The organism is Vicinamibacterales bacterium, from assembly GCA_041659285.1.
Lineage (GTDB): Bacteria > Acidobacteriota > Vicinamibacteria > Vicinamibacterales > UBA2999 > 12-FULL-67-14b.
Map to the genome: position 1 here is coordinate 299,916 of JBAZYO010000003.1, position 19,045 is coordinate 318,960.

General features: G+C 68.2%; 14 protein-coding genes. 6 read left to right on the top strand and 8 right to left on the bottom strand.

What is annotated here, in order from left to right:
- Window positions 1–102 precede the first annotated feature (102 nt).
- Window positions 103–798 carry a hypothetical protein gene (locus tag WC815_06255; protein ID MFA5908356.1) on the top strand — a complete coding sequence of 232 codons (696 nt, stop codon included), beginning with the start codon at window positions 103–105 and terminating at the stop codon, window positions 796–798.
- Here the strand turns inward: WC815_06255 and WC815_06260 are convergent.
- Genes WC815_06260 through WC815_06270 form a run of 3 tightly spaced genes read right to left on the bottom strand, consistent with a single transcriptional unit; the run spans window position 785 to window position 3,668 of the window.
- Window positions 785–2,179 carry an aminotransferase class V-fold PLP-dependent enzyme gene (locus tag WC815_06260; GenBank protein MFA5908357.1) on the bottom strand — a complete coding sequence of 465 codons (1,395 nt, stop codon included), beginning with the start codon at window positions 2,177–2,179 and terminating at the stop codon, window positions 785–787. The two genes, WC815_06255 and WC815_06260, sit on opposite strands and share 14 nt — an antisense overlap.
- Entirely contained in the window at window positions 2,176–2,967 is a 792-nt protein-coding gene (locus WC815_06265) for a CoA transferase (protein MFA5908358.1), read from the bottom strand. The genes WC815_06260 and WC815_06265 overlap by 4 nt, the downstream gene beginning before the upstream one ends.
- Window positions 2,964–3,668, bottom strand: a complete 705-nt coding sequence (locus WC815_06270) for an alpha/beta hydrolase (protein ID MFA5908359.1) — start codon at window positions 3,666–3,668, stop codon at window positions 2,964–2,966. The genes WC815_06265 and WC815_06270 overlap by 4 nt, the downstream gene beginning before the upstream one ends.
- Window positions 3,669–3,691: 23 nt before the next feature.
- On the opposite strand from WC815_06270, the gene WC815_06275 reads away from it, so the two are divergent.
- The 3 genes from WC815_06275 to WC815_06285 are packed head-to-tail and all read left to right on the top strand — an operon-like array spanning window position 3,692 to window position 6,699.
- Window positions 3,692–4,462 (top strand): hypothetical protein, encoded by a 771-nt coding sequence (locus WC815_06275; protein ID MFA5908360.1) that lies wholly within the window; start codon window positions 3,692–3,694, stop codon window positions 4,460–4,462.
- A gap of 6 nt (window positions 4,463–4,468) precedes the next feature.
- Window positions 4,469–5,161, top strand: coding sequence for a glycosyltransferase family 2 protein (locus tag WC815_06280; protein ID MFA5908361.1), 693 nt, complete (start codon window positions 4,469–4,471; stop codon window positions 5,159–5,161).
- The gene (locus WC815_06285) at window positions 5,158–6,699 is read left to right on the top strand and encodes a hypothetical protein (protein MFA5908362.1); all 1,542 of its coding nucleotides are present in this window, start codon (window positions 5,158–5,160) and stop codon (window positions 6,697–6,699) included. The genes WC815_06280 and WC815_06285 overlap by 4 nt, the downstream gene beginning before the upstream one ends.
- On the opposite strand, the gene WC815_06290 is transcribed toward WC815_06285, so the two are convergent.
- The 3 genes from WC815_06290 to WC815_06300 are packed head-to-tail and all read right to left on the bottom strand — an operon-like array spanning window position 6,696 to window position 9,145.
- Window positions 6,696–7,268: a VTT domain-containing protein gene (locus WC815_06290; protein ID MFA5908363.1), complete on the bottom strand. Its 573-nt coding sequence runs from the start codon at window positions 7,266–7,268 to the stop codon at window positions 6,696–6,698. The genes WC815_06285 and WC815_06290 overlap by 4 nt on opposite strands.
- A gap of 45 nt (window positions 7,269–7,313) precedes the next feature.
- Window positions 7,314–8,855: a sodium/solute symporter gene (locus WC815_06295; protein ID MFA5908364.1), complete on the bottom strand. Its 1,542-nt coding sequence runs from the start codon at window positions 8,853–8,855 to the stop codon at window positions 7,314–7,316.
- The gene (locus WC815_06300) at window positions 8,855–9,145 is read right to left on the bottom strand and encodes a DUF485 domain-containing protein (GenBank protein ID MFA5908365.1); all 291 of its coding nucleotides are present in this window, start codon (window positions 9,143–9,145) and stop codon (window positions 8,855–8,857) included. Before WC815_06300 ends, WC815_06295 begins: the two co-directional genes overlap by 1 nt.
- Before the next feature lie 162 nt (window positions 9,146–9,307).
- On the opposite strand from WC815_06300, the gene WC815_06305 reads away from it, so the two are divergent.
- Window positions 9,308–12,214, top strand: a complete 2,907-nt coding sequence (locus WC815_06305) for a TonB-dependent receptor (GenBank protein ID MFA5908366.1) — start codon at window positions 9,308–9,310, stop codon at window positions 12,212–12,214.
- Window positions 12,215–12,328: 114 nt separating this feature from the next.
- On the opposite strand, the gene WC815_06310 is transcribed toward WC815_06305, so the two are convergent.
- Window positions 12,329–16,963, bottom strand: a complete 4,635-nt coding sequence (locus WC815_06310; GenBank protein ID MFA5908367.1) for a LamG-like jellyroll fold domain-containing protein — start codon at window positions 16,961–16,963, stop codon at window positions 12,329–12,331.
- A 120-nt stretch (window positions 16,964–17,083) separates the two neighbouring features.
- Between WC815_06310 and WC815_06315 the strand changes: the two genes are divergently transcribed.
- Complete coding sequence (locus tag WC815_06315; GenBank protein ID MFA5908368.1) at window positions 17,084–18,130, top strand: hypothetical protein; 1,047 nt, start codon at window positions 17,084–17,086, stop codon at window positions 18,128–18,130.
- Here WC815_06315 and WC815_06320 read toward each other — a convergent pair.
- Window positions 18,112–19,035, bottom strand: a complete 924-nt coding sequence (locus tag WC815_06320; GenBank protein MFA5908369.1) for a heavy metal-binding domain-containing protein — start codon at window positions 19,033–19,035, stop codon at window positions 18,112–18,114. The two genes, WC815_06315 and WC815_06320, sit on opposite strands and share 19 nt — an antisense overlap.
- Window positions 19,036–19,045 lie beyond the last annotated feature (10 nt).

The window sequence follows — 19,045 nt, forward strand, 5'->3', positions numbered from 1 at the left end:
GAGCGACAACGGGGAGCCTGATGCGACAAACCGCCTGGCCGACGCGCAGGCTAACTAGTCAGTAAGCAAAGCTACTGCCGAACCGACGCTATAATTGCGTTCATGCGCGTGATGCTGGCTCTTCTGTGTGCAAGCCTCATGATTTCTCCCGTGGTTGACGCGCAGACTCGGAAGTCCACACCCAAGAAAGTCCCCACCAAGACCACGAAGAAGGCGGCACCCGCGCCGGTGGTGTCGCGCATCCAGGCGGAGTGGCAGTGCCCGTCGGAGTTAGGCCAGGGCGTGGCGACCGGACGACGGTACTGCGATGTGCTGACGGCCCGGGACCCCAAGGAGGGCATTCTCATCACCATCCCGCCGCATCGCGGCCCGGTGACGATGATGTTCGAGCTGCATAACCGGCATACTTATTCGGCCGAGCTCATCAAGCAGAAGCAGGCCTACCGGAAGTACACCGCCACCATCGGCGTCCTGTCGATGGACAACACCCTGATCGATCGCGCGGTCGTGCAGAGCGAGTTCCGCACCGAGAAGGACCTGTTCGATCGCATCAGCGGCGGGGCCGGCCCCGGCGGCGTGAAGGCGGTGGCCCCGGCCGGCGACGAGTTCATCACCATCGAGCTGCCCGAGACCGTCCAGGAGCAGGTGTCGGTGCTCGGCGAGAAACTGACGGTGGTCCGGCCCGACGGCACCGACAACTTCTCGGCCACCGGCCGACCCATTGCGACCATCAGTAACGTGATGCTGCAATTCCGGCCGGGCCCCGCGCCGAAAAAAATACCGGTCAAGAAACGATAGAGCGGTAACAGGCCAGCATCGCGTCGGCCGATCGATCGATGTCGGCCTCCGTGGTGGACCAGTTCGATACGGCGATGCGCATCGCCTGCCGGCCCTGCCAGAACGCGCCGCCGGCCCAACATGTGCCCTCGGCCTGGATGCGCGCGATCACGTCGCGCGTGGTGTCGTCCGCGCCCGCGCCATTGCCCGCAAACCGCACCAGCACCTGGTTGAGCACGACCTCGTTGAGAATGGTGACGCCGGGCGCGGCCGACAAGCGCGCCGCCATCCGCCGCGCCAGCGCGCAGTTCCGGCGCACGAGCGCGACAATGCCGTCTTGGCCGAGGGCGCGGAACAGCGCGTAGAGCGGAATCACGCGCGAGCGTCGAGACGACTCGGGCACCCAGTCCATCCCGATGCGCTCTTCGTCGGTGCCGCGCTGCAGGTACGACGCCTTCATGCTCATGGCCGCGCGATGCGGCGCGGCGTCGGCCACGATGGCAAGCCCGGAGTCGTATGGCACGTTCAACCACTTGTGCGCGTCGGTGGCCCACGAGTCGGCGGTCGCGATCCCGTCAACTTGCGCTCGCAGTTCCGGAACCGCGGCGGCCCACAGCCCAAACGCCCCGTCCACGTGCACCCACGCGCCGCGCCCGTGCGCCGCGGTCACGATCTCGGCGATGGGATCGCTGGCGCCGGTGCTGACGTTGCCCGCCTGCGCGCACACGATCGCGGGGCCGGTCACGTCGGCGAGCTGCTGGCGCAGCGCGTCGGCGCGCATGCGGCCCTGGCCATCCACGGGCACCGACTCCAGTTCGTCGCTGCCGAAACCCAGGTAGCGCAGCGCCCCGACCGCCGACACGTGCACCTCGCCGCCCACGAACACGCGCACCCGCGGAGCGCGCTGCAGGCCTTGCGTTTCCACGTTCCAGCCCGCCCGGCGCAGCACTTCATGACGTGCGGCGGCGAGGCACGTGAAGTTCGCCATGTGGCAGCCGGATACGAACCCGACGCTGGCGGTGGACGGCAGGCGGAGCAGCTCGAGGACCCATCCCGCCACGATGTCTTCCATCACCGCGGCCGCGGGCGAGAGGACGTAGAGACAGGCGTTCTGATCCCACGTGCTCGCGAGCCAATCCGCGGCCACCGTCACGGGCACCGCGCCGCCGGTGACGAAACCGAAGTAGCGAGGTCCGATGGTGGCGACCAGGCCGGGATCGGCATTCGCGGCCAGCTGGTCGATCACGGTGACCGGCTCGGTAGGACTGGTGGGCAGCGGACCACCGAGCGCACGAAACAACTGTTCGCGGGTGGCTTGCGCGCCGACATGGCGTTCCGGCGCTTCAGCGAGGTAACGCGAGGCGTGACGGAGGGCGGTGGCGAGCAGGTCTGCGCTGGTCATGAAGTTCGGAGTCCCGTCAATGGAATGTCACGTTCGGCCGCCCAGTGTTCCCACTCGGCAGCCGTCTTCGCCGCGAACACGTCGTCCAGTCTGGCCCCGTCGGCAAGGCCGAGGGCGTCGTAGAGCCGCGCGCGGAAGTGCGGTTCCAGCGCGCCAATCGCGACCGCGCCGTCCTTCGCCGCATACACGCCATACGCCGGATTGCCGCCGCCCAGCAGGCCGCCGGGCGCGGTGAGCCCGTGTCGCATCGGCGCCGTCAGCGCGCCCAGCGCGTCGAACAAGCCGACCACCCGGCAGCCGCCAGGCCCCTTGTGCATCATGTCGATGACGGCCGCGTGCGCGCGTTCGGCGCCAAACAGGTCCGCGAGCAGCGTCTTCGGCAGGCCGTGCTGGAGCAGGCCTGCCTTGGCCTGATACGTGACATCGTGCCCGGGCGCATCCGGGTGCGCCGTGTCGCCGACGATGTTCAGGTGGCGAAGGAGGGGAAAGCGCCGCGACAATGACGCCACGTCGAGCCCCAGCCGCGCCAACGCGGCCGGCCGCTGACTGGCGATGAACACGTCGGCCGAGCCGAGCAGGTCGGTCAGCGCTCGCATGCCCTCGTCGGTCTTCAGATCGAGGCGGACGACCGCCACCTTGGCATGCAGTTCGTCGTACCACGATTGGCAGAAGCCTTCGAGCGGATCGCCCCACGGCGCCTCGACCTTGATGGCGGTGGCGCCACCGGCGACGAGGCGCGCCACCGCCACCGGCCCGGGCACGTTCTGCGCGATGGTGACGAGCTTCATTCGGCGAGCCACTCGCCGAGGATCGCCGACAGGTCCATGTCCGGGGCGATCAGGCAGCTGTGGCCGTGCCCTTCGAGGATGCGCATGCGGGCGCCGGGCGTGAGCGAGGTCATCAGCCGCGCCTGTTCCACCGACGGCACGACCACGTCGCGGTCGGCGGCCAGGTAGAGCACCGGCGACTGGATGGTCGGCAGGTGCTCGCGGATGTCGTAGTTGCGCAGGATGTTGAGCCGCGACAGGTAGCCCTCGCGCGTGGTCGCCTGCATCAGATCGTGAAACCGCCGGATCTCGTCGCGGTCGGTCTGCTTCGAGTGCAGGCGCCGGCCGTTCAGCTGCCGAATCAGCCGCATCATCCCCCACGGCGTCGCGCGCAGCAGGTGATAGCCCAGCCAGAGCCGTGCCGGGGAGCCGAAGTGCGCGAACGAGTTGAGGATGACCAGGCGACCGACGCGCTCGGGATGCGCCACCGCGTAGCTGAGTGCCAGCGCTCCGCCAAACGACTCGCCGAGCAACGTCACCGGCTCGTCCGACGCGGCGGTCACCGCCTGGTGCAGGTCCTCGACCAGCTCCTCCATCGCCCGGGCATCGTCGCGCAGGCGCGTGCGGGTGACCGCGTACTGGCGCTCGAGCAGCGGCAGTTGCCGGTAGAACAGCAGCCCTGTTCCATCAATGCCCGGCACCAGGACGAGTGGTTCCTTCACTGTCTATATGGTAGCTTTTCGCCGTGACGCCCGCTCAAGCCGGCCGTGTGGCCTGGACCATGGCCTCGATGTTCATGGTCCAGAGCCTGGTGTTCGGCTTGTCGGTGCTGCCGGCGTTCTATTTCTGGACGTGGACGCAGGGCTGGCCCGTCCCGCCTCTGATCCGTCCGGCCATTGTCGCCACCACCCTGGTGCCGGCGTACCTGCTGTTCGCATTCGTCCTGGTGGCGCTGTCGGCGTTCTCCACGCGCGTCTGCGGATGGCGGACGGCGCCGAACGGCGCCTGGAAGCTGCGCGACCTGGAATGGCCGCTGCTCGACTGGGTGCGCTACATGGTGTCCACCCACGTGGTGCGCGTGTTCGTCGGCACCTTCTTCCGGGCGTCGGTGTTGTGGACGTTGTACATGCGGTGGAACGGCGCCAAGATCGGCCGCGGCGTCCACATCAACAGCCTGTCGATTTCCGATCACAGCATGCTGGAGTTTGGCGATGGCGTGGTGATCGGCGAAGGCGTGCACCTCTCAGGCCACACGGTCGAGGCCGGCATGGTGAAGACCGGTCCGGTGCGGCTGGGAAAGCACGTCACGGTGGGCCTCGGCAGCATGGTGGGGATCAACGTGGAGGCCGGCGACAAATGCCAGATCGGCGCCCTCAGCGTGGTCCTGAAGGGGTCGAAGCTGGAAGGTTCTGCTATCTACGCGGGCATCCCTGCACGTAAAATTGAGCGCAGATTGCCCAGGCCCGCAGATGACACAGATGACGCAGACAATTTGGCCGCGATTGGTTTTTTCTGACCCGTCTTGACAGCCCTCATTTCAATAGTCGTTCCTGTCTATAACGAAGCGCGGACCGTCGCCGAGGTCATCGACCGGCTGTTGGCGATCGATCTGCCGGCGCCGCGCGAGATCCTCGTCGTCAACGACGGCTCCACCGACGGCACGCGCGAGGTGCTGGACCGCCTGGCCACGCGACCCGAGTTGCGCATCATTCACGCCGCGAAGAACGGCGGCAAGGGCAGCGCCATCCGCACGGGCTTCGCGCAGGCCACCGGCACCATCGTCGCGATCCAGGATGCCGATCTCGAGCTGGACCCCGCGCAAATCGCCCTGCTCGTGCAGCCGATCCTCGACGGGCGCACCGGCGTCGTTTACGGGTCGCGGTTCCTGGCCGGCCGCCCCGATGCGCCGTGGCTGTCGATCTTCGCCAACCAGGTGCTGACGGGCGTGACCAACGTCCTGTTCGGCGGCCACCTCACCGACATGGAGACCTGCTACAAGGTGATGACCGCGGACATCGCCCGCGGGCTGCACCTCGAATCCAATCGCTTCGACATCGAGCCGGAAATCTCCGCGAAGCTGCTGCGGGATGGGCACGCCATCCTCGAACTGCCGGTGCGCTTCGAGCCGCGCAGCCGCGCCCAGGGCAAGAAGATCGGCTGGCGCGACGGCGTGCGGGCTATTCAGGTTCTTCTCAAATACCGTTTCTCTCGATGAACAAGAGCTTGGCCCGCCGAAGCCTTGGCGAAGGCGGCCCGCTAGCGCTCGCGCTCACGGCGGCGCTGGCGCTGGCGGCCTTTGGCGTGGTGCGAGGCACCCGGGCGGTGGGCGGGTCCGATTCCTCCTGTTATGCGCTGATGGCCGAGGCCTTCGGCACCGGGCACTGGCAGCCGTCGAGTGCGCTGGCCATCGCGGCGCCGTGGCCCGACGCGTCGCGGACGCTGGCGCCAGGCGGCTTCATACCCTCGCCGGTCCGGCCGGACGCAGCGTCGCCCATCTGCGCGCCGGGGTTCTCGGTGTTGATGGCGCCGCTGCGTGCGATCGGTGGCCGCGAGGCCATCTTCGCGGTGACGCCCATTGCCGGGTTCGTGCTGGTGTTGAGCGCGTTCGTGCTGGCCAGGCGCCTGGGCGGCGGGCTGGCCGGCGTGTCGGCGGCGGTCCTGACGGCCGCCAGCCCCATCGTGCTGTTCCAGGTGGTGCAGCCGATGAATGACGTCGCGACGGCAGCGCTCTGGCTCGCGGCGTTCGCGCTGGCGTCTCGTCCTCTCGCCGCTGGGGTTCTCATCGGCCTCGCCATCCTCGTCCGCCCCAATCTTGCCCCGCTCGCCGTCATCATCGCCGCCATGCAGTGGCGGCCCGGCCAACCGATGCCCGTTCGCGCAGTCGCGGCGTTGGTGGCGGGCGCGGTGCCGGGCGTGGCCTTGTGGCTCGGGTTGAATCACATTCTCTACGGCAGCATCGCCGGCAACGGTTACGGCGATGTCGGGCAGTTGTTCAGCGTCTCGCACGTGGCGGCGAACCTGGCGGCCTACGGACGCGCGCTGTACGAAACCCAGACGGTGTTTCCGTTACTCGCCCTCGCGGCGCCGTTCGTGCTCACCGGTGAATCACGCCGCCTGGCGTGGTGGCTGCTGGCCGCCGCTGCGGCCGTGTTCGGCATCTACCTGCTTTACCGCCCGTATCCCGAGTGGTGGTACCTGCGGTTCCTGATCCCGGCCATCGTCCTGATGATCGTGACCGCGTGCGGTGTCGCCGTGCTGGTTGCCGACCGCGGCCGCATGCGCGGCGTGGTCGCGATTGGCACGATCGCGCTGGCTCTGACGGGGCTGCGCGTCGCCGGTGCGCGACAGGTGCTCGACCTGCCACGCATGGAAGGACGCTATCGTGACACCGCGGAACTGGTCAGCGCGCGGTTGCCGGAGAACGCCGTGTTGATCACGGTGTGGGAGAGCGGCAGCGTGCGGTTTCATGCCGGGCGCGAGGCGGTGATGTGGGATGCGTTGGATCCGGCGTGGCTCGATCGCGCGGTGGCATGGCTCACCGCCCAGGGCCGCACGCCGTACATCCTCACGGAGCGCGGGGAAGAGGCGGAATTTCGCCGGCGCTTCAGCGCGCACTCGAACCTGGGCGCGCTCGACTGGCCACCGCGCTTCAACATCGGCGGCCAGGCCCGTATCTTCGATCCCGCCGACCGGGCCCGCTACCTCGCCGGCGAAGGCTACCCGACCGAGAACACTCGCCGGCCCCGGCGCTAGCGGCGCAACACCCAGTCGCCAAGAAAGATGTAGATCGCGTAGACGGTGCCCTCGCCAACGACCACGCCGAACAGAAACTTCTTGTAGTTGATCTTCAGCGACCCGCACACGTAGCAGATCAGGTCGGTCGGCAGGAACAGGAAGAAGCTCCAGCCGATGATGATCGGCAACTGGTAGGTTTGCAGCGCGGTCTTCAGCTTCGTGATCTGCTTTGGATACTTGCGCTCGAAGAGCTCGTCCATGTGCAGGACCTCGGCGAACCAGTAACAGACCGACGACGAGATGGCGATGCAGGGAATGGTGAGCGCCAGCAGCACCCACGGGTCGAAGAACGGCATCGCGATCAGCAGCGGGAAGGTGGCCGGCACCAGCGTGAACGCCCGGAACGAGCCAATCAGCAGGTAGGTGATCGCCGCCGCCCAGAAGGACACCGAGAGCGCATCCTGCAGCTCGCCCTGCACCGCGTCGCGCTTGAAGAAGTACAGGTACAGCGCCCCGGCCACGACCAGCAGCCAGAGCGCGAAGAGGGAATAGCGGATGCGCGGGTTGTGCAGCTGGAGTGCGGTCACGCGAAGCTCAGAGTCAATGACGTCGGCGCGGCGCGCCTGGTTCCATTATGCCGCGTCGTCGGCCGCGCCGAAATGGATCTGCCGCTCGAGGGCCGGGAAGCCGGCGACGGCGGCCGGCTCGGGTGAGGCCAGCGAGACGATGATGCCGATGACGAACGACAGCGGAATGGTGAAGAGGCCGGGGTTGCGATAGGGGAAGTAAGCGGTGGTGTTCTTCAACAGGTCGATCTGGATGGTCGGCGACATCCAGATCAACGCCAGGGTCGCTGCCGTGCCGAACAGGATCGACGCTTGCGCCCCGCGCGTCGTGAACGGCCTCCAGAACATCGACAGGATCAGGGCCGGGAAGTTGGCGCTGGCGGCAATCGCGAAGGCGAGCCCCACCATGTAGGCGACGTTCTGTCCCTTGAACACGATGCCCAGCCCGATCGCCACCAACGCGAGCACGATGGTGGCGTAGCGCGCGACCAGCAACTGCTCCTTCTCGGGGGCGTGGCCGTGGCGGAACACGTTCACGTAGATGTCGTGCGACAGCGCCGCCGCGCCGGCCAGCGTGAGGCCGGCGACCACGGCGAGGATGGTGGCGAATGCCACCGCGGCGATGAAGCCCAGGAAGGCCTGGCCGCCGACCACTTCGGCCAGCAGCGGCGCGGCCATGTTGCCGCCGGCATCCACGCCGCGGATGGCGTCCTGGCCGACCAGGACCATGGCGCCGAAGCCGAGGACGAACGTGAGCAGGTAGAAGGCGCCGATGATCCCCGTGGCGTAGGCCACCGAGACGCGGGCCGTGCGCCCGTCGGGAACCGTGTAGAAGCGCATCAGGATGTGCGGCAGCCCGGCGGTGCCGAACATCAGCGCCAGGCCCAACGACATCGCGTCGATCGGATCCGACACCAGCCGGCCGGGCGCCAGCACCGCGGGGCCGTATTGCTCGGCGGCGGCGGCGAACAGCGCCAGGGGATTGAACGAGAACCGGGCCAGCACCATCATCGCCAGCAGGAACGCGCCCGAGAGCAGCAGCACCGCCTTCACGATCTGCACCCACGTCGTGGCGATCATCCCGCCAAACAGCACGTACGCCAGCATGACCACGCCGACAATGGCGACGGCGATTTCGTAGTCGAGCCCGAACAGCAGTCGAATGAGGTTGCCGGCACCCACCATCTGGGCGATCAGGTAGAAGGCAATCACGGCGAGGCTGCCGGCCGCGGAGGCCACCCGCACCGGCGTCTGCCGCAGGCGAAACGCCACCGCGTCGCTGAAGGTGAAGCGCCCGAGGTTGCGCAGCGGCTCCGCGATCAGGCAGACGACGACCGGCCAGCCGACCAGGAAGCCGATGGAGTAGATCAGGCCATCGAAGCCGGACAGGGCCACCAGCCCGGCGATGCCGAGAAAGCTGGCGGCGCTCATGTAGTCGCCCGCCAGCGCCAGCCCGTTCTGCAACGCGGTGACTGAGCCGCCGGCGGCGTAGAAGTCCCTGGTGCTGCGGGTGCGGCGGGCGGCGAACCAGGTGATGACGAGCGACAGCGCAATGAAGATGACGAAGCCCGACATCGCGATGATGTTGGGCTGACCCGACTGCGGCACTAGCGTCCCTCCCGGTGCGCGCGGCGAATCTCGGCCACGGCGACGTCGTAGTTGGCGTTGGTCCAGCGCACGTACACCATGATCAGCAGCCACGCCGCCACGATCACCAGCACGCCGAGCAGGATCCCCAGGCTGAGGCCGGGGACCAGCACCGTGCCGAGCAGTTCCTTGTCGAAAGCGATCAGCAGGATGAAGCCGACGTAGATCAGCGTCATCGCCGCGGTGAGGATGATCGAGAGCCGCCAGCGGGCGGCGGACAGCGTGACGAGCCGGGAGGCGGAGTCGCTCATGCGGTCGCCATCATATCGCCTTCGGGCCGTGCTATAGTCCGCGCAATTCATTCCCGAGTGGCCGCGTTCGCGGTGCGAGGGGCACGGGAAAGTCGCGGCTTCATTGTTGGTTGCGTCGGTTGACTTCTCACACCTGCCCCCCGGGCAGAAAGGGAGTGAGTTATGCGTGCCCGCGTCCTCGCGTTTCTGATCTTTTCCCTATTGGCGGTTTCGGTGGGCGCGGCGTCAGCCCAGGATGCCTCGCTGGCGGGCACCATCGTCGACGGCACCAAGGCGGCGTTGCCCGGCGCCACCGTCACGGCGACGATGATCGACACCGGCCGCGTCGCGACCACCGTATCGGACGAGCGCGGCGAGTACCGCCTCCGCGGCCTGCAGGCCGGCCGCTACAAGGTCCAGGCCGAACTCTCCGGTTTCTCCACCGTCATCATTCCCGACATCGAGTTGCTCGTCGGCCAGAACCGCTCGCTGCCGTTTGCGATGCAGGTGGCGTCGTTGTCGGAGACGCTGACCGTCACCGGCGAAGCGCCGCTGGTGGACGTCAGCTCCACACAGGTGGCCGGCAACGTCGACCGCCGGCAGATGGAAGAGCTGCCGCTACAGGGCCGCAACTGGATGGAGCTGGCGATGCAGGTGAAGGGCATCACGGCGAATGCGGTTGACACGACCCCCGGCGTGCGCGACCGGCAGTTTCAGCTCAACCTCGACGGCCAGGAGATCACGCAGCAGGTCGCCGGTTCGGGATTCGGCCAGCCGAAGTTCAGCCGCGAAGCGATTGCCGAGTTCCAGGTCGTCACCAATCTGTTCGATATCACGCAGGGCCGCTCGCTCGGCATCCAGGTGCAGGCCATCTCGCGCTCCGGCACCAACAACTACGACGGCAGTGTCTATGGCTACTTCCGCGACGACCAGTGGAACGCCAAGGACTTCATCGCCAATCGCGTGCTGCCCTACGCCAACCAGCAATTGGGCGTCGCGTTCGGTGGGCCGGTGATCAAGGACAAGGCGCACTTCTTCCTCTCGTTCGAGCGCGAGAACGAGCCCAACACGATTCTCGCGGCGCCGGCGGCGCTGCCAGGCCAGTCGTTCAGCTTCGACACCAAGCTGATTCAGAACAGCTTCCTCGGCCGCGGCGACTGGCAGGTGCGGCCGACCGATCACCTCACGGTGCGCGCGTCCTACTGGGACTGGGGTAACGATTTCACGCAGGTGGCCGGCACCGAGCATCCGTCACAGGCGGCCGCGCGCTATCGCAAGGCCGTCAACGTGGTCGGGACCTGGGCCAAGGTGCTGAACAACACGACGCTGCAGGAAGTGAAAATCGGCTACACCCACTTCGACTGGCAGAACCTGCTGGCGTCGAGCAAGCTGGAGAACACGGCGAACTACGTCTTCCCGGGCCTGACCATCGGCCAGCGCCGCAATTACCCGCAGGAGTTCTTCCAGAACACGATCAGCGCGCGCTACGACCTGTCGAAGACCTGGGGCCGCCACGATTCGAAGATCGGCGGCGAGTTCCTGCGGTGGCACGATACCGGCCAATGGCAGCTGCTGTCGCGTGGTGAGTTCATCTTCAACTCGATCCCGGCGGACATCAATCGCCGCATTCCCTTCGATGCCTGGGACGATCCCTCGCGGTGGGACCTCACCGGCCTCGATGCCACCGTCCAGCGCTTCGACCAGAACTTCGGCGACTGGACCATCGACATCCCGCGGCCGACCTGGGCGGTGTGGTTCGGCGACACCTGGCGGATGAGCGATTCGTTCACCGTGAACTACGGCGTCCGCTGGGACGCCGACTGGGGCGCGCTCGACCCGCCGCTGATCACGACCCAGGCCAAGTTCAACCCCGCCGGCGGCGTGTCGCAGTACCAGGACATCGACCTCCAGGGCGGGGATCTCCTGTATCCGAATAACCTGCGCGACATCGGCAGCGTCGCGCCACGCGCCGGCTTCACCTGGAACGTTGGCGGCAACGGCACCTGGGTGATCCGCGGCGGCAGCGGGCTCTACTACAGCATCCCCGACTCCAACACGACGTTCAGTATCCAGTCGTTCAACGGCGAGCGCATCCTCGTGAACTCCTTCCCCAACGACGGCCGGCCCGGGTTCCTCACGGATCCGACGCGCGGCATCACCCAGGCCGACATCCAGTCCGGCAAGGTGCCGCTGCCGGCGCAGAGCCCGCGGGTGATCGCGCACGACTACCAGATGCCGTCCACGTGGCAGAGCATCATCGGCTTCCAGGGCCAGATTGGCCCGCAACTGGGCATCGAAGCCGACTTCACGCACTGGAAGGGCTACCACTTCGCGCGCCAGCGCGATCCGAACCTGTTCTTCAACCCGGCCACCGGCTACAACCGCACCCCGGCGCAGGGACGCCCCGACCCGGCCTACGGTCAGATCCAGTGGCTCGAGTCGAACGGCAGCGCCGACTACGCCGCCATCTCGAGCGGCATCACGCGCCGCTACCGCAACAACTGGCAGGCCTCGATGTCGTACACCTACATGCTGTTCGCCAACGACGACACCACGAACTTCCAGTATCAGGGCAACAACCCCTTCGATCCGGATGCCGAATGGGCCCGCTCCACGGAGTTCCAGCGGCACACGCTCCGCTTCAACGGCATCTGGAAGCTGCCCTACGACCTCTCGCTGTCGGGCGCCTACCTGTTCGGGTCCGGCAACTACTACGCGACGACCTACGCGGCCAACCCGTTCGGCGGCACCGGCACCAACCGCTACGTGACAGTGCCGTTGACGGTCAGGTCGGCGGCGCTCGAGCGCTTCGACGGCAACGCCACCTACGCCGTTGGCGAAATCGTGCCGCGCAACGCCCTCAAGGGCTTGCCGCTGCACCGCATCGACCTGCGGGTGTCGAAAGACCTGAAGCTGCCGGCGGGGATGAAACTGACCGGCATCGCCGAGGTGTTCAACATCACCAATCACAAGAATTACGGCGCCTACAACGCGCAGGTGAATTCGACGACGTTTGGCGATCCGCGGCAGAACCTGCTGAACGCGTATCAGCCGCGCGTGATGCAGCTGGCCGCCAAGCTGAGCTTCTAGGGGTCAGACCCCGACCGAGAGATGCAGGGGGCTGACCCCCGGGCGTAGCGACGATCACGACGAGAACCGCGGAGGGGTCAGACCCCTCCGCACCACCGAGTCGGGGTCAGACCCCTATTGCTGTCCGGCCGGCTTGAAGGTCGCCATCACCACGAACCAATCCGCGTTGCCATCCGGCACGAACGTCGCCGCAATCGGGCTCGCCACCAGCTGGATGTGGTATCGGTCGAGATCGCCATTGACCGGCCAGAGCGCCGTGAACTCATCACCGCCGGTGGTGGACGCGAAATCCACGCTCGCGAGGTTGGCGCCGTTGATGGTCTCGGACCTGGCGGCAGGGAGGAAGGTCACGCCGCTCTTCGCTGGTGTGACCGTGTACGACCCGTTCGGCAGCCCCGCGAAGCTGTAGTTGCCGCCGGCATCCGCCGTCACCGCGGCACTGGCCGCACCCGCCAGCGTCACCGTGGATCCCGCGCCAGTCGCAGCCGGACTGATCGTGCCCGACAGGGTCCACGCGCCAGTGGCCGGTGCGCCGCTCACCGGCGTGTTCAGGTCGGCCTGGATCTCGGCCTGCGTCAAGGCGCGGTTGTAGGCCCGTACCTCGTCAATCGATCCGGCGAAGTACTCACCCCACACGCCGTTGCCGCCGATTCGCAGCGCGCCCGTCGAGGTCTGGATTGATCCGGCGGCGCTGCGGCTGTTGGCGAGGGATCCGTTGACGTAGAGCCGCATCGTCGCGCCGTCGTAGCTCAGCGCGAGGTGGGTCCAGGTGTTGACGGCCAGGTTCGACGGCCCGATGGCCGCGAGGTCGGACCCGCCGGTGTTGATGTAACCGGCCGGCGGCCGCGACGCGCCGTCGGTCCCGTAGAGCGCGTACGACAGGCCCGGCGCGCGTTCCTTCAGCATCACCGTCCGGTAGTCGCCTGACACGCTCGTCGGCCTGACCCACGCCGACAGCGTCATCCCCGTTGTGAAGTCGAGCGAGTTGGCGTCGGCCACCGTCACCCAGCTGCTGCTGCCGTTGAAGGTCAGCGCCGAGCCGAAGCGGCCCGACGCGGTCCAGGTCGCGTTCGAGAGGGCTCCGCCATTGGCGAGGCCCGACGAGTCGGCCGCCGTCGTTCCAGCGCCCTCGTTGAACCCCATCGCCAGCACCAGGCCCACTGGCGCCGGGCTTGTCACCGTGACCGCGATGGCGACCGAGGTCGTGGTGTTGCCAGACCCGTCGCGGACGACGGCTGTCAGCTGGTGCGCGCCCGGCGTCGCGGTGCCGGTGTTCCAGGTGATCGCGTATGGCGCGCTGGCGTCTTCGGCTCCCAGTGCCGCGCCGTCGAGCAGGAAGCGCACGCCGGCCACTGCGACGTTGTCGGCGGCGCCGGCCGCGACCGTCACCGAGCCCGAGACGGTGGCGCCAGGCACGGGTGTGGTGATCGCCACGGTGGGCGCCTCGCCATCCGACGTGACCACGGCCGCGGCTTCGTTGGATGGGTCGCTGCGGAGGTCCGCGGCATCGCGAGCAATCACGCGATAGTAGTGCGTGCCCGCGGCCAGGCCGGTGTCAACAAACGTCGTGGACGCCGTCTGGCCAACCAGGTTGCCGTCGGCCGGGGTGAATCCCGCGGTGTTGGAGCGGTGGACCCGGTAGCCGGACACGGCTACGTTGTCGGTCGCCGCGGTCCACGACAACGCCGTCTGCGCCAGCCCGCCGGCCGCCGACAGTCCCGTCGGCGCCGTCGGCGGCTCCGTGTCTTCGGTCGTCGCCGGCACTCGCACGAAGGAGCCGATCGACGGCACGCCGTTGCTGTTCAACAGGAACAGGAGGTAGTAACCCGGAGGAGCCGTGTGGACGTTCACTGGACCGTCCACCGTCAGCCCGCCCTCACCCGGCGTGAACGGCAGGTCGAGGAAGCGCTGGTCCGAGTTGAACGAGTGGGTCATCGCGCCAATCCGGATCATCGTGACGGCCGCCACGTCGGTGGCCGCGGTTCCCACGAAGAACGAACGGCCATGCTGGACGATCGCCGGTGCCGAGGCGATCGCCGGCCGGGGTCCCTTGAACAGGTACGGCGGCGAGAACACTTCGCCGTTCAACTGCTCCGGGCTTCCGTAGCGGCCGCTGCCGGCGACGAGCACCCGGCCGTCGGGCAGCAGCATCGACGTGCCGTGGTACAGCCGCGGCTTCTGACTGCGCGCCAGCGGGGTCCACGTTTCGGCGAGTGGCGACCAGACCTCCGCTTCGAAGACCGCCTGCGCCGCGGAGGCCGGGTCCGTCGATCGGCTTCCGCCCGTCGCCAGCGTGGTGCCGTCGGGGAGCAGCGTCAGCATGTTGTAGGCGCGCGGGAAGTTCATGGCCGCCGTGCTGCGCCAACTCGGCGACGCCTGGTTGGTGTCGAGCACGTAGGTGTTGCCGTGCGCGGCCACGAACGGCGCGTCCGAGTTGGCCCACTTGCCAGCCTTCATGATCTTGCCGGACGCATACATCACGGCGCTGCCCGCGTCGATCGGGTTGGGATCCATCACGGTCCACGTGCCGGTAGACAGGTCGAGCACGCGCGTGTCCACGGTGCCCTCGTAGGAACCGGCGCTAATGATCCGGCCATCGGGCAGCCCGAACAGGAACGGATAAGTCGGGATGACGTAGTCTGCCGTCGGCATCGACGTCCAGCCCATCGTCGCGGGATCGAAGATCTCCGGGCGGCCGACGATGCAGCTGGGGCTGTAGCAGTCGTCGTAGCCGGAGAGGACGAAGACGCGGCCGTCCGAGAGCGTGGTCGCCGTCGGGTACCAGCGCCGGTAGGCCATGCCGGGCGCCGTGCTCCACGTCGATGTGGCCGGGTTGAACACGTTGACGTCGTTGACGCCCAGGCCGACGGTCCGCGTGTCGCCGCCCATCATCAGCAGGCGCCCATCCGCCAGCATGGCGTGCCCGGCGCAGAACAGGTCCGTGCTGGTTTGCGGCTGGTTCAGGTACGCGCCCGTGGCCGGATCCCACAGGACGGGCGGAGCGCTGGTGAAGTCCGCCGCGTCCCACATCAGCACCTTGCCGGTCGGCAGCAGCGCCTGGTGAATGGCGACGATTGGCATGCTGAACGGCGCCGACCATTGGCCGGTCACCGCGGGGCCTCCGCCATTCGACACCGTGATATCGACCGGCGGTGAGGTGGCGTTGTTGGCGCTGCCATCGCGCGCGCGAGCCGCGAGCGCGTGGCCACCATCGGCCGTCAATCGCGAATCCCAGGCGATCTCGTAAGGCGGCTGCGTGTCCTCAGCGCCGAGGTTGCTGCCGTCCAGCAGGAACTGCACGCCGGCGACGGCGACGTTGTCGGCGGCGTCGGCGCGCACCGTGGTCAGGCCCGTGGCCGTGGCGCCCGGCGCGGGCAAGGTCAGCGCCACCGATGGCGGCGTGAGGTCGGGCGTGCTGGTCGTGAAGGTCACCGCCACCGCGTCGCTGCCGTCGATCTTCGAGTGGTTGGCTCGGGCCAGAGAGCCGTTCAGGGTGTGAGTCCCCGACGATACGCCGCTGATCTGGTAGGCGCCGTCGAAGCTCATGTCCATCAACGTACCGCCGGCGTCCAGCACGAAGTGCACGTGATTGACCTCGGCAAGGTCGCCCTGCGTGGTGTACGAAATCGGGACGGTGGTGCCGGAGACGCTGGAGCCGGAGGCGGGCTGCAGGATCACGAGCTGCGGCGGGTTGTTGACCGTCACGCTGACGCTGCCCGACACGGCGGTGTTACCGGCCGCATCGTGCGCTCCCGCGGAGAGGGTGTGCGCGCCGTTCGCGGCCGCCTTCGTGTTCCACGACACCGAGTACGGTGATGTGGTGTCTTCGGCGCCCAGCACCGCGCCATCGAGGTAGAACTGGACGCCGCCAACCGCGGTGTCGTCGGCGGCGGTGGCGGTGACGGTGATCGTGCCCGCGAGCGCGGACCCGTCGGCCGGAGCCGTGACCGCCACCGTCGGTGGCGTGGTGTCGTTCACGGCCGACACCGGCGTGGCCATGTCGGCCTGGATCTCCGCGGCAGCCAGGACGCGGTTGTAGACGCGGACGTCGTCGATTTGCCCTTTGAAGTACTCGCCCCACACGGCGTTGCCGCCTATGCGGAAGGGGTCGGTCGAGGCCTGGATGCTGCCGGTGACCGCCGTCGCCGCGGCGCTGACGCCGTTGACGTGAAGCCGCAATGTGGCGCCGTCGTAGGTGGCGGCCAAGTGCGTCCATGCATTCGCGGTGAGCCTGGTGCCGCCAATGGCCGACTTCGAGATGCCGCCGGTCCTCACCCACGTCGAGGGTCGCGCCGGGCTGCTGTTGGCGTACAACGTGTAGGCGAGCTCACCCGGCACTTCCTTCATCAACACGGTCCGCCAGCCGGTCGTGGTCGTTGGCCTGACCCAGGCTTCGAGCGTGAAGGCGGTGGTCAGGTCCAGCGACGCCGCATCCGCGATCGACACCATGTCGTTGACGCCATCGAACGACAGCGCCTTGCCGTATTTCGCGGTGGTGGACCAGGCCGCGCCCGAGACGACGCCGTGATTGTCCTGGCCGGACACGTCTTCGACCGCGAGCCCGGTTCCTTCATCGAAGTTGAACGCGGCCACCAGGCTGCTGTCGGCGTAACCGACCGGCGTTCCCACGCCGTACCAGTCTCGCCGTCCGGCGGCCGGCAGGCTCACCGCGACGAGCAGCACGGTGATCAGCCAGCGAGAAGCGCGAACGGGTCGAACGGTCATGGCCGGCAGGTGGCGTCGCAACATGGGGGGATCCTCGGGTGGCACGGTTCGCCTCCGGCGGCTACTTCCGTCAGCTCGCAGGCAGACAACGAGCGAAACGATCGTTGACACGCGCGCGTGGTCTGCCGCGTGTAAGATCGCGCGGTGGCAGTGAAACGGAGCGTCGCGCCCATCGGCAGTGTCGCGGTGATGGCGGCGCTCATTGCAAGCCTCGCGCCGACCGTGGCCACGCACCCGCGGCTCACCCAGGTCACCTGGAATGCCGACATCGCTCCGCTCATCGAGAAGCGGTGCCTCGGCTGTCATGTCGAGGGCGGGTTCGGTCCAATGCCCCTCACGACGTATGAAGAGGCCAGGGCGTGGAGCCGCGCCATCGGCGAGCAGGTGATGGAGCGGCGGATGCCCCCGTGGCCCGCGGCTCCCGGCGTTGGCGACTACGCCAACGATCGCAGCCTGACGCCGCTTGAAACCGAGATCCTGCTGGCCTGGACGGAGGGCGGCACGCCTTTGGGGCCGCCGGTGGTCCGCCCCTCTGCGCACGTGGCCGCCGGTCCCGGCCGCTCACCGGGCGTGGACCTGCCGCTCGCCTCGGGCACGGCGTCGTCGTCGCAGGTCGAGCGCTACGAGCTTGCCACCGGACTCTCGTCGGAAAAGTGGATCACGGGCTGGAGCCTGAGGCCGGCCCAACGGTCGATCGTCGAGCGCGCGGAGCTTGGCATCGCGATGGACGGCCTGGTGGCGTCGTGGGTGCCGCCGGAATCCGACGTGATGTTTCCGCCAGGCGTGGCGCGACGCCTGCCGGCCGGCGCGAACCTCGTGGTCGATGTTCACTACCGGAAATCAACCACGCCGAGATCGGGCGTGGGCCGCGTCGCTCTCTATTTCGGCGCCCGCCCCCGGCATGAGTTGCGCCACCGCTCGCTGTCGTGCGGAACCACGGTTCTCGACGAGGACGTGGACGTGCTGGCGGTGCAGCCCCGCGCCGGTGAGGCGGGGGCCGGCATCGAGGCCACCGGCCGACGGCCCGACCTGTCGATCGAACCCCTCGGCGTCGTCTTGCGCTTCCTGCCTGGATACGTGCCGACCTATCGCCTTCGATCGGCGGTGCGGCTGCCGCGTGGTTCGCGGGTTGAGGTGCGGTCCACCGCGGCGGAGTGCGGGCTCGAGTTCGACTACGTGCCGGTGCGATAGCGATCTTGCACCGGGATCGTGAACGACGCGGTCATCACCTTGCCCGAGCGCTGGAACTGCACCCACACGCGGTAGGTCCCGGCGCGCGGAAACAGCACCTGGAAGGCCACCGACGACGGCAGCGCTGCGCGCTCGGCGACCGGATGGCTGTGCGAGGCCACGCTCATGTCGGCGCTCATCAGCACGAGGTGTCCCGTGGCGCCCAGGTAGGGCTCGAGGCCTGACGCCGGCCTGCCGCTCGCCTCGTCCAGCAACTCGAAGGTCATCAGCCGCTGGCCGCCGGCCATCGCCTCGCGCATGCCCAGACGGACGCGCGTTCCCGCGATCACCTTGTCGTCCGTGTCTGCCGTCAGCACCAGGTCGCCGAGCAGCGGGCCCTCGTGGCCGGCGGTGATGATCGACTTCTGCACCACCTGCGGCGGACCGCCGGCGGGCACGAAATCCGCGACCAGCTGGTAGAGCCCTGCCCGCGGCAGCTCGATGTCGACGTCGAGCGCGCCGTCGGCGCGGAGCACCGGATGCACGTGGGTGAAGTACTCCAGGTCGCGGCTGATCACGAACAGGTGAAAGACCTTCTCGTGCACGACGTCGAACCGCTTGACGGTGGCGCCGGTGCCGGGCTCTCGAACGTGGAGGCGGACCCGCGTCTTCTGCCGCGGTGCCACGAGCCGCGGGTTCAGCTCGACATCCACCGCATAGGCGTCGCCGATGACGGTGGAAGCGGGTACCAGTTCCATCTGGCATTTCGGACAGCGCTCGCCGGCGTGGCCGCGGACGTCCGGATGCATCGGGCACCAATACGCCGCCGCCGGCGACACGGCAGCCCGCGGCCCACGGCCCACGGCGCATGCCGCGAGACCCAACGAGAGCCAGGCGATGAGGGCTGCCCTGGCGGCGGTGGCCATGGGCGAGGAG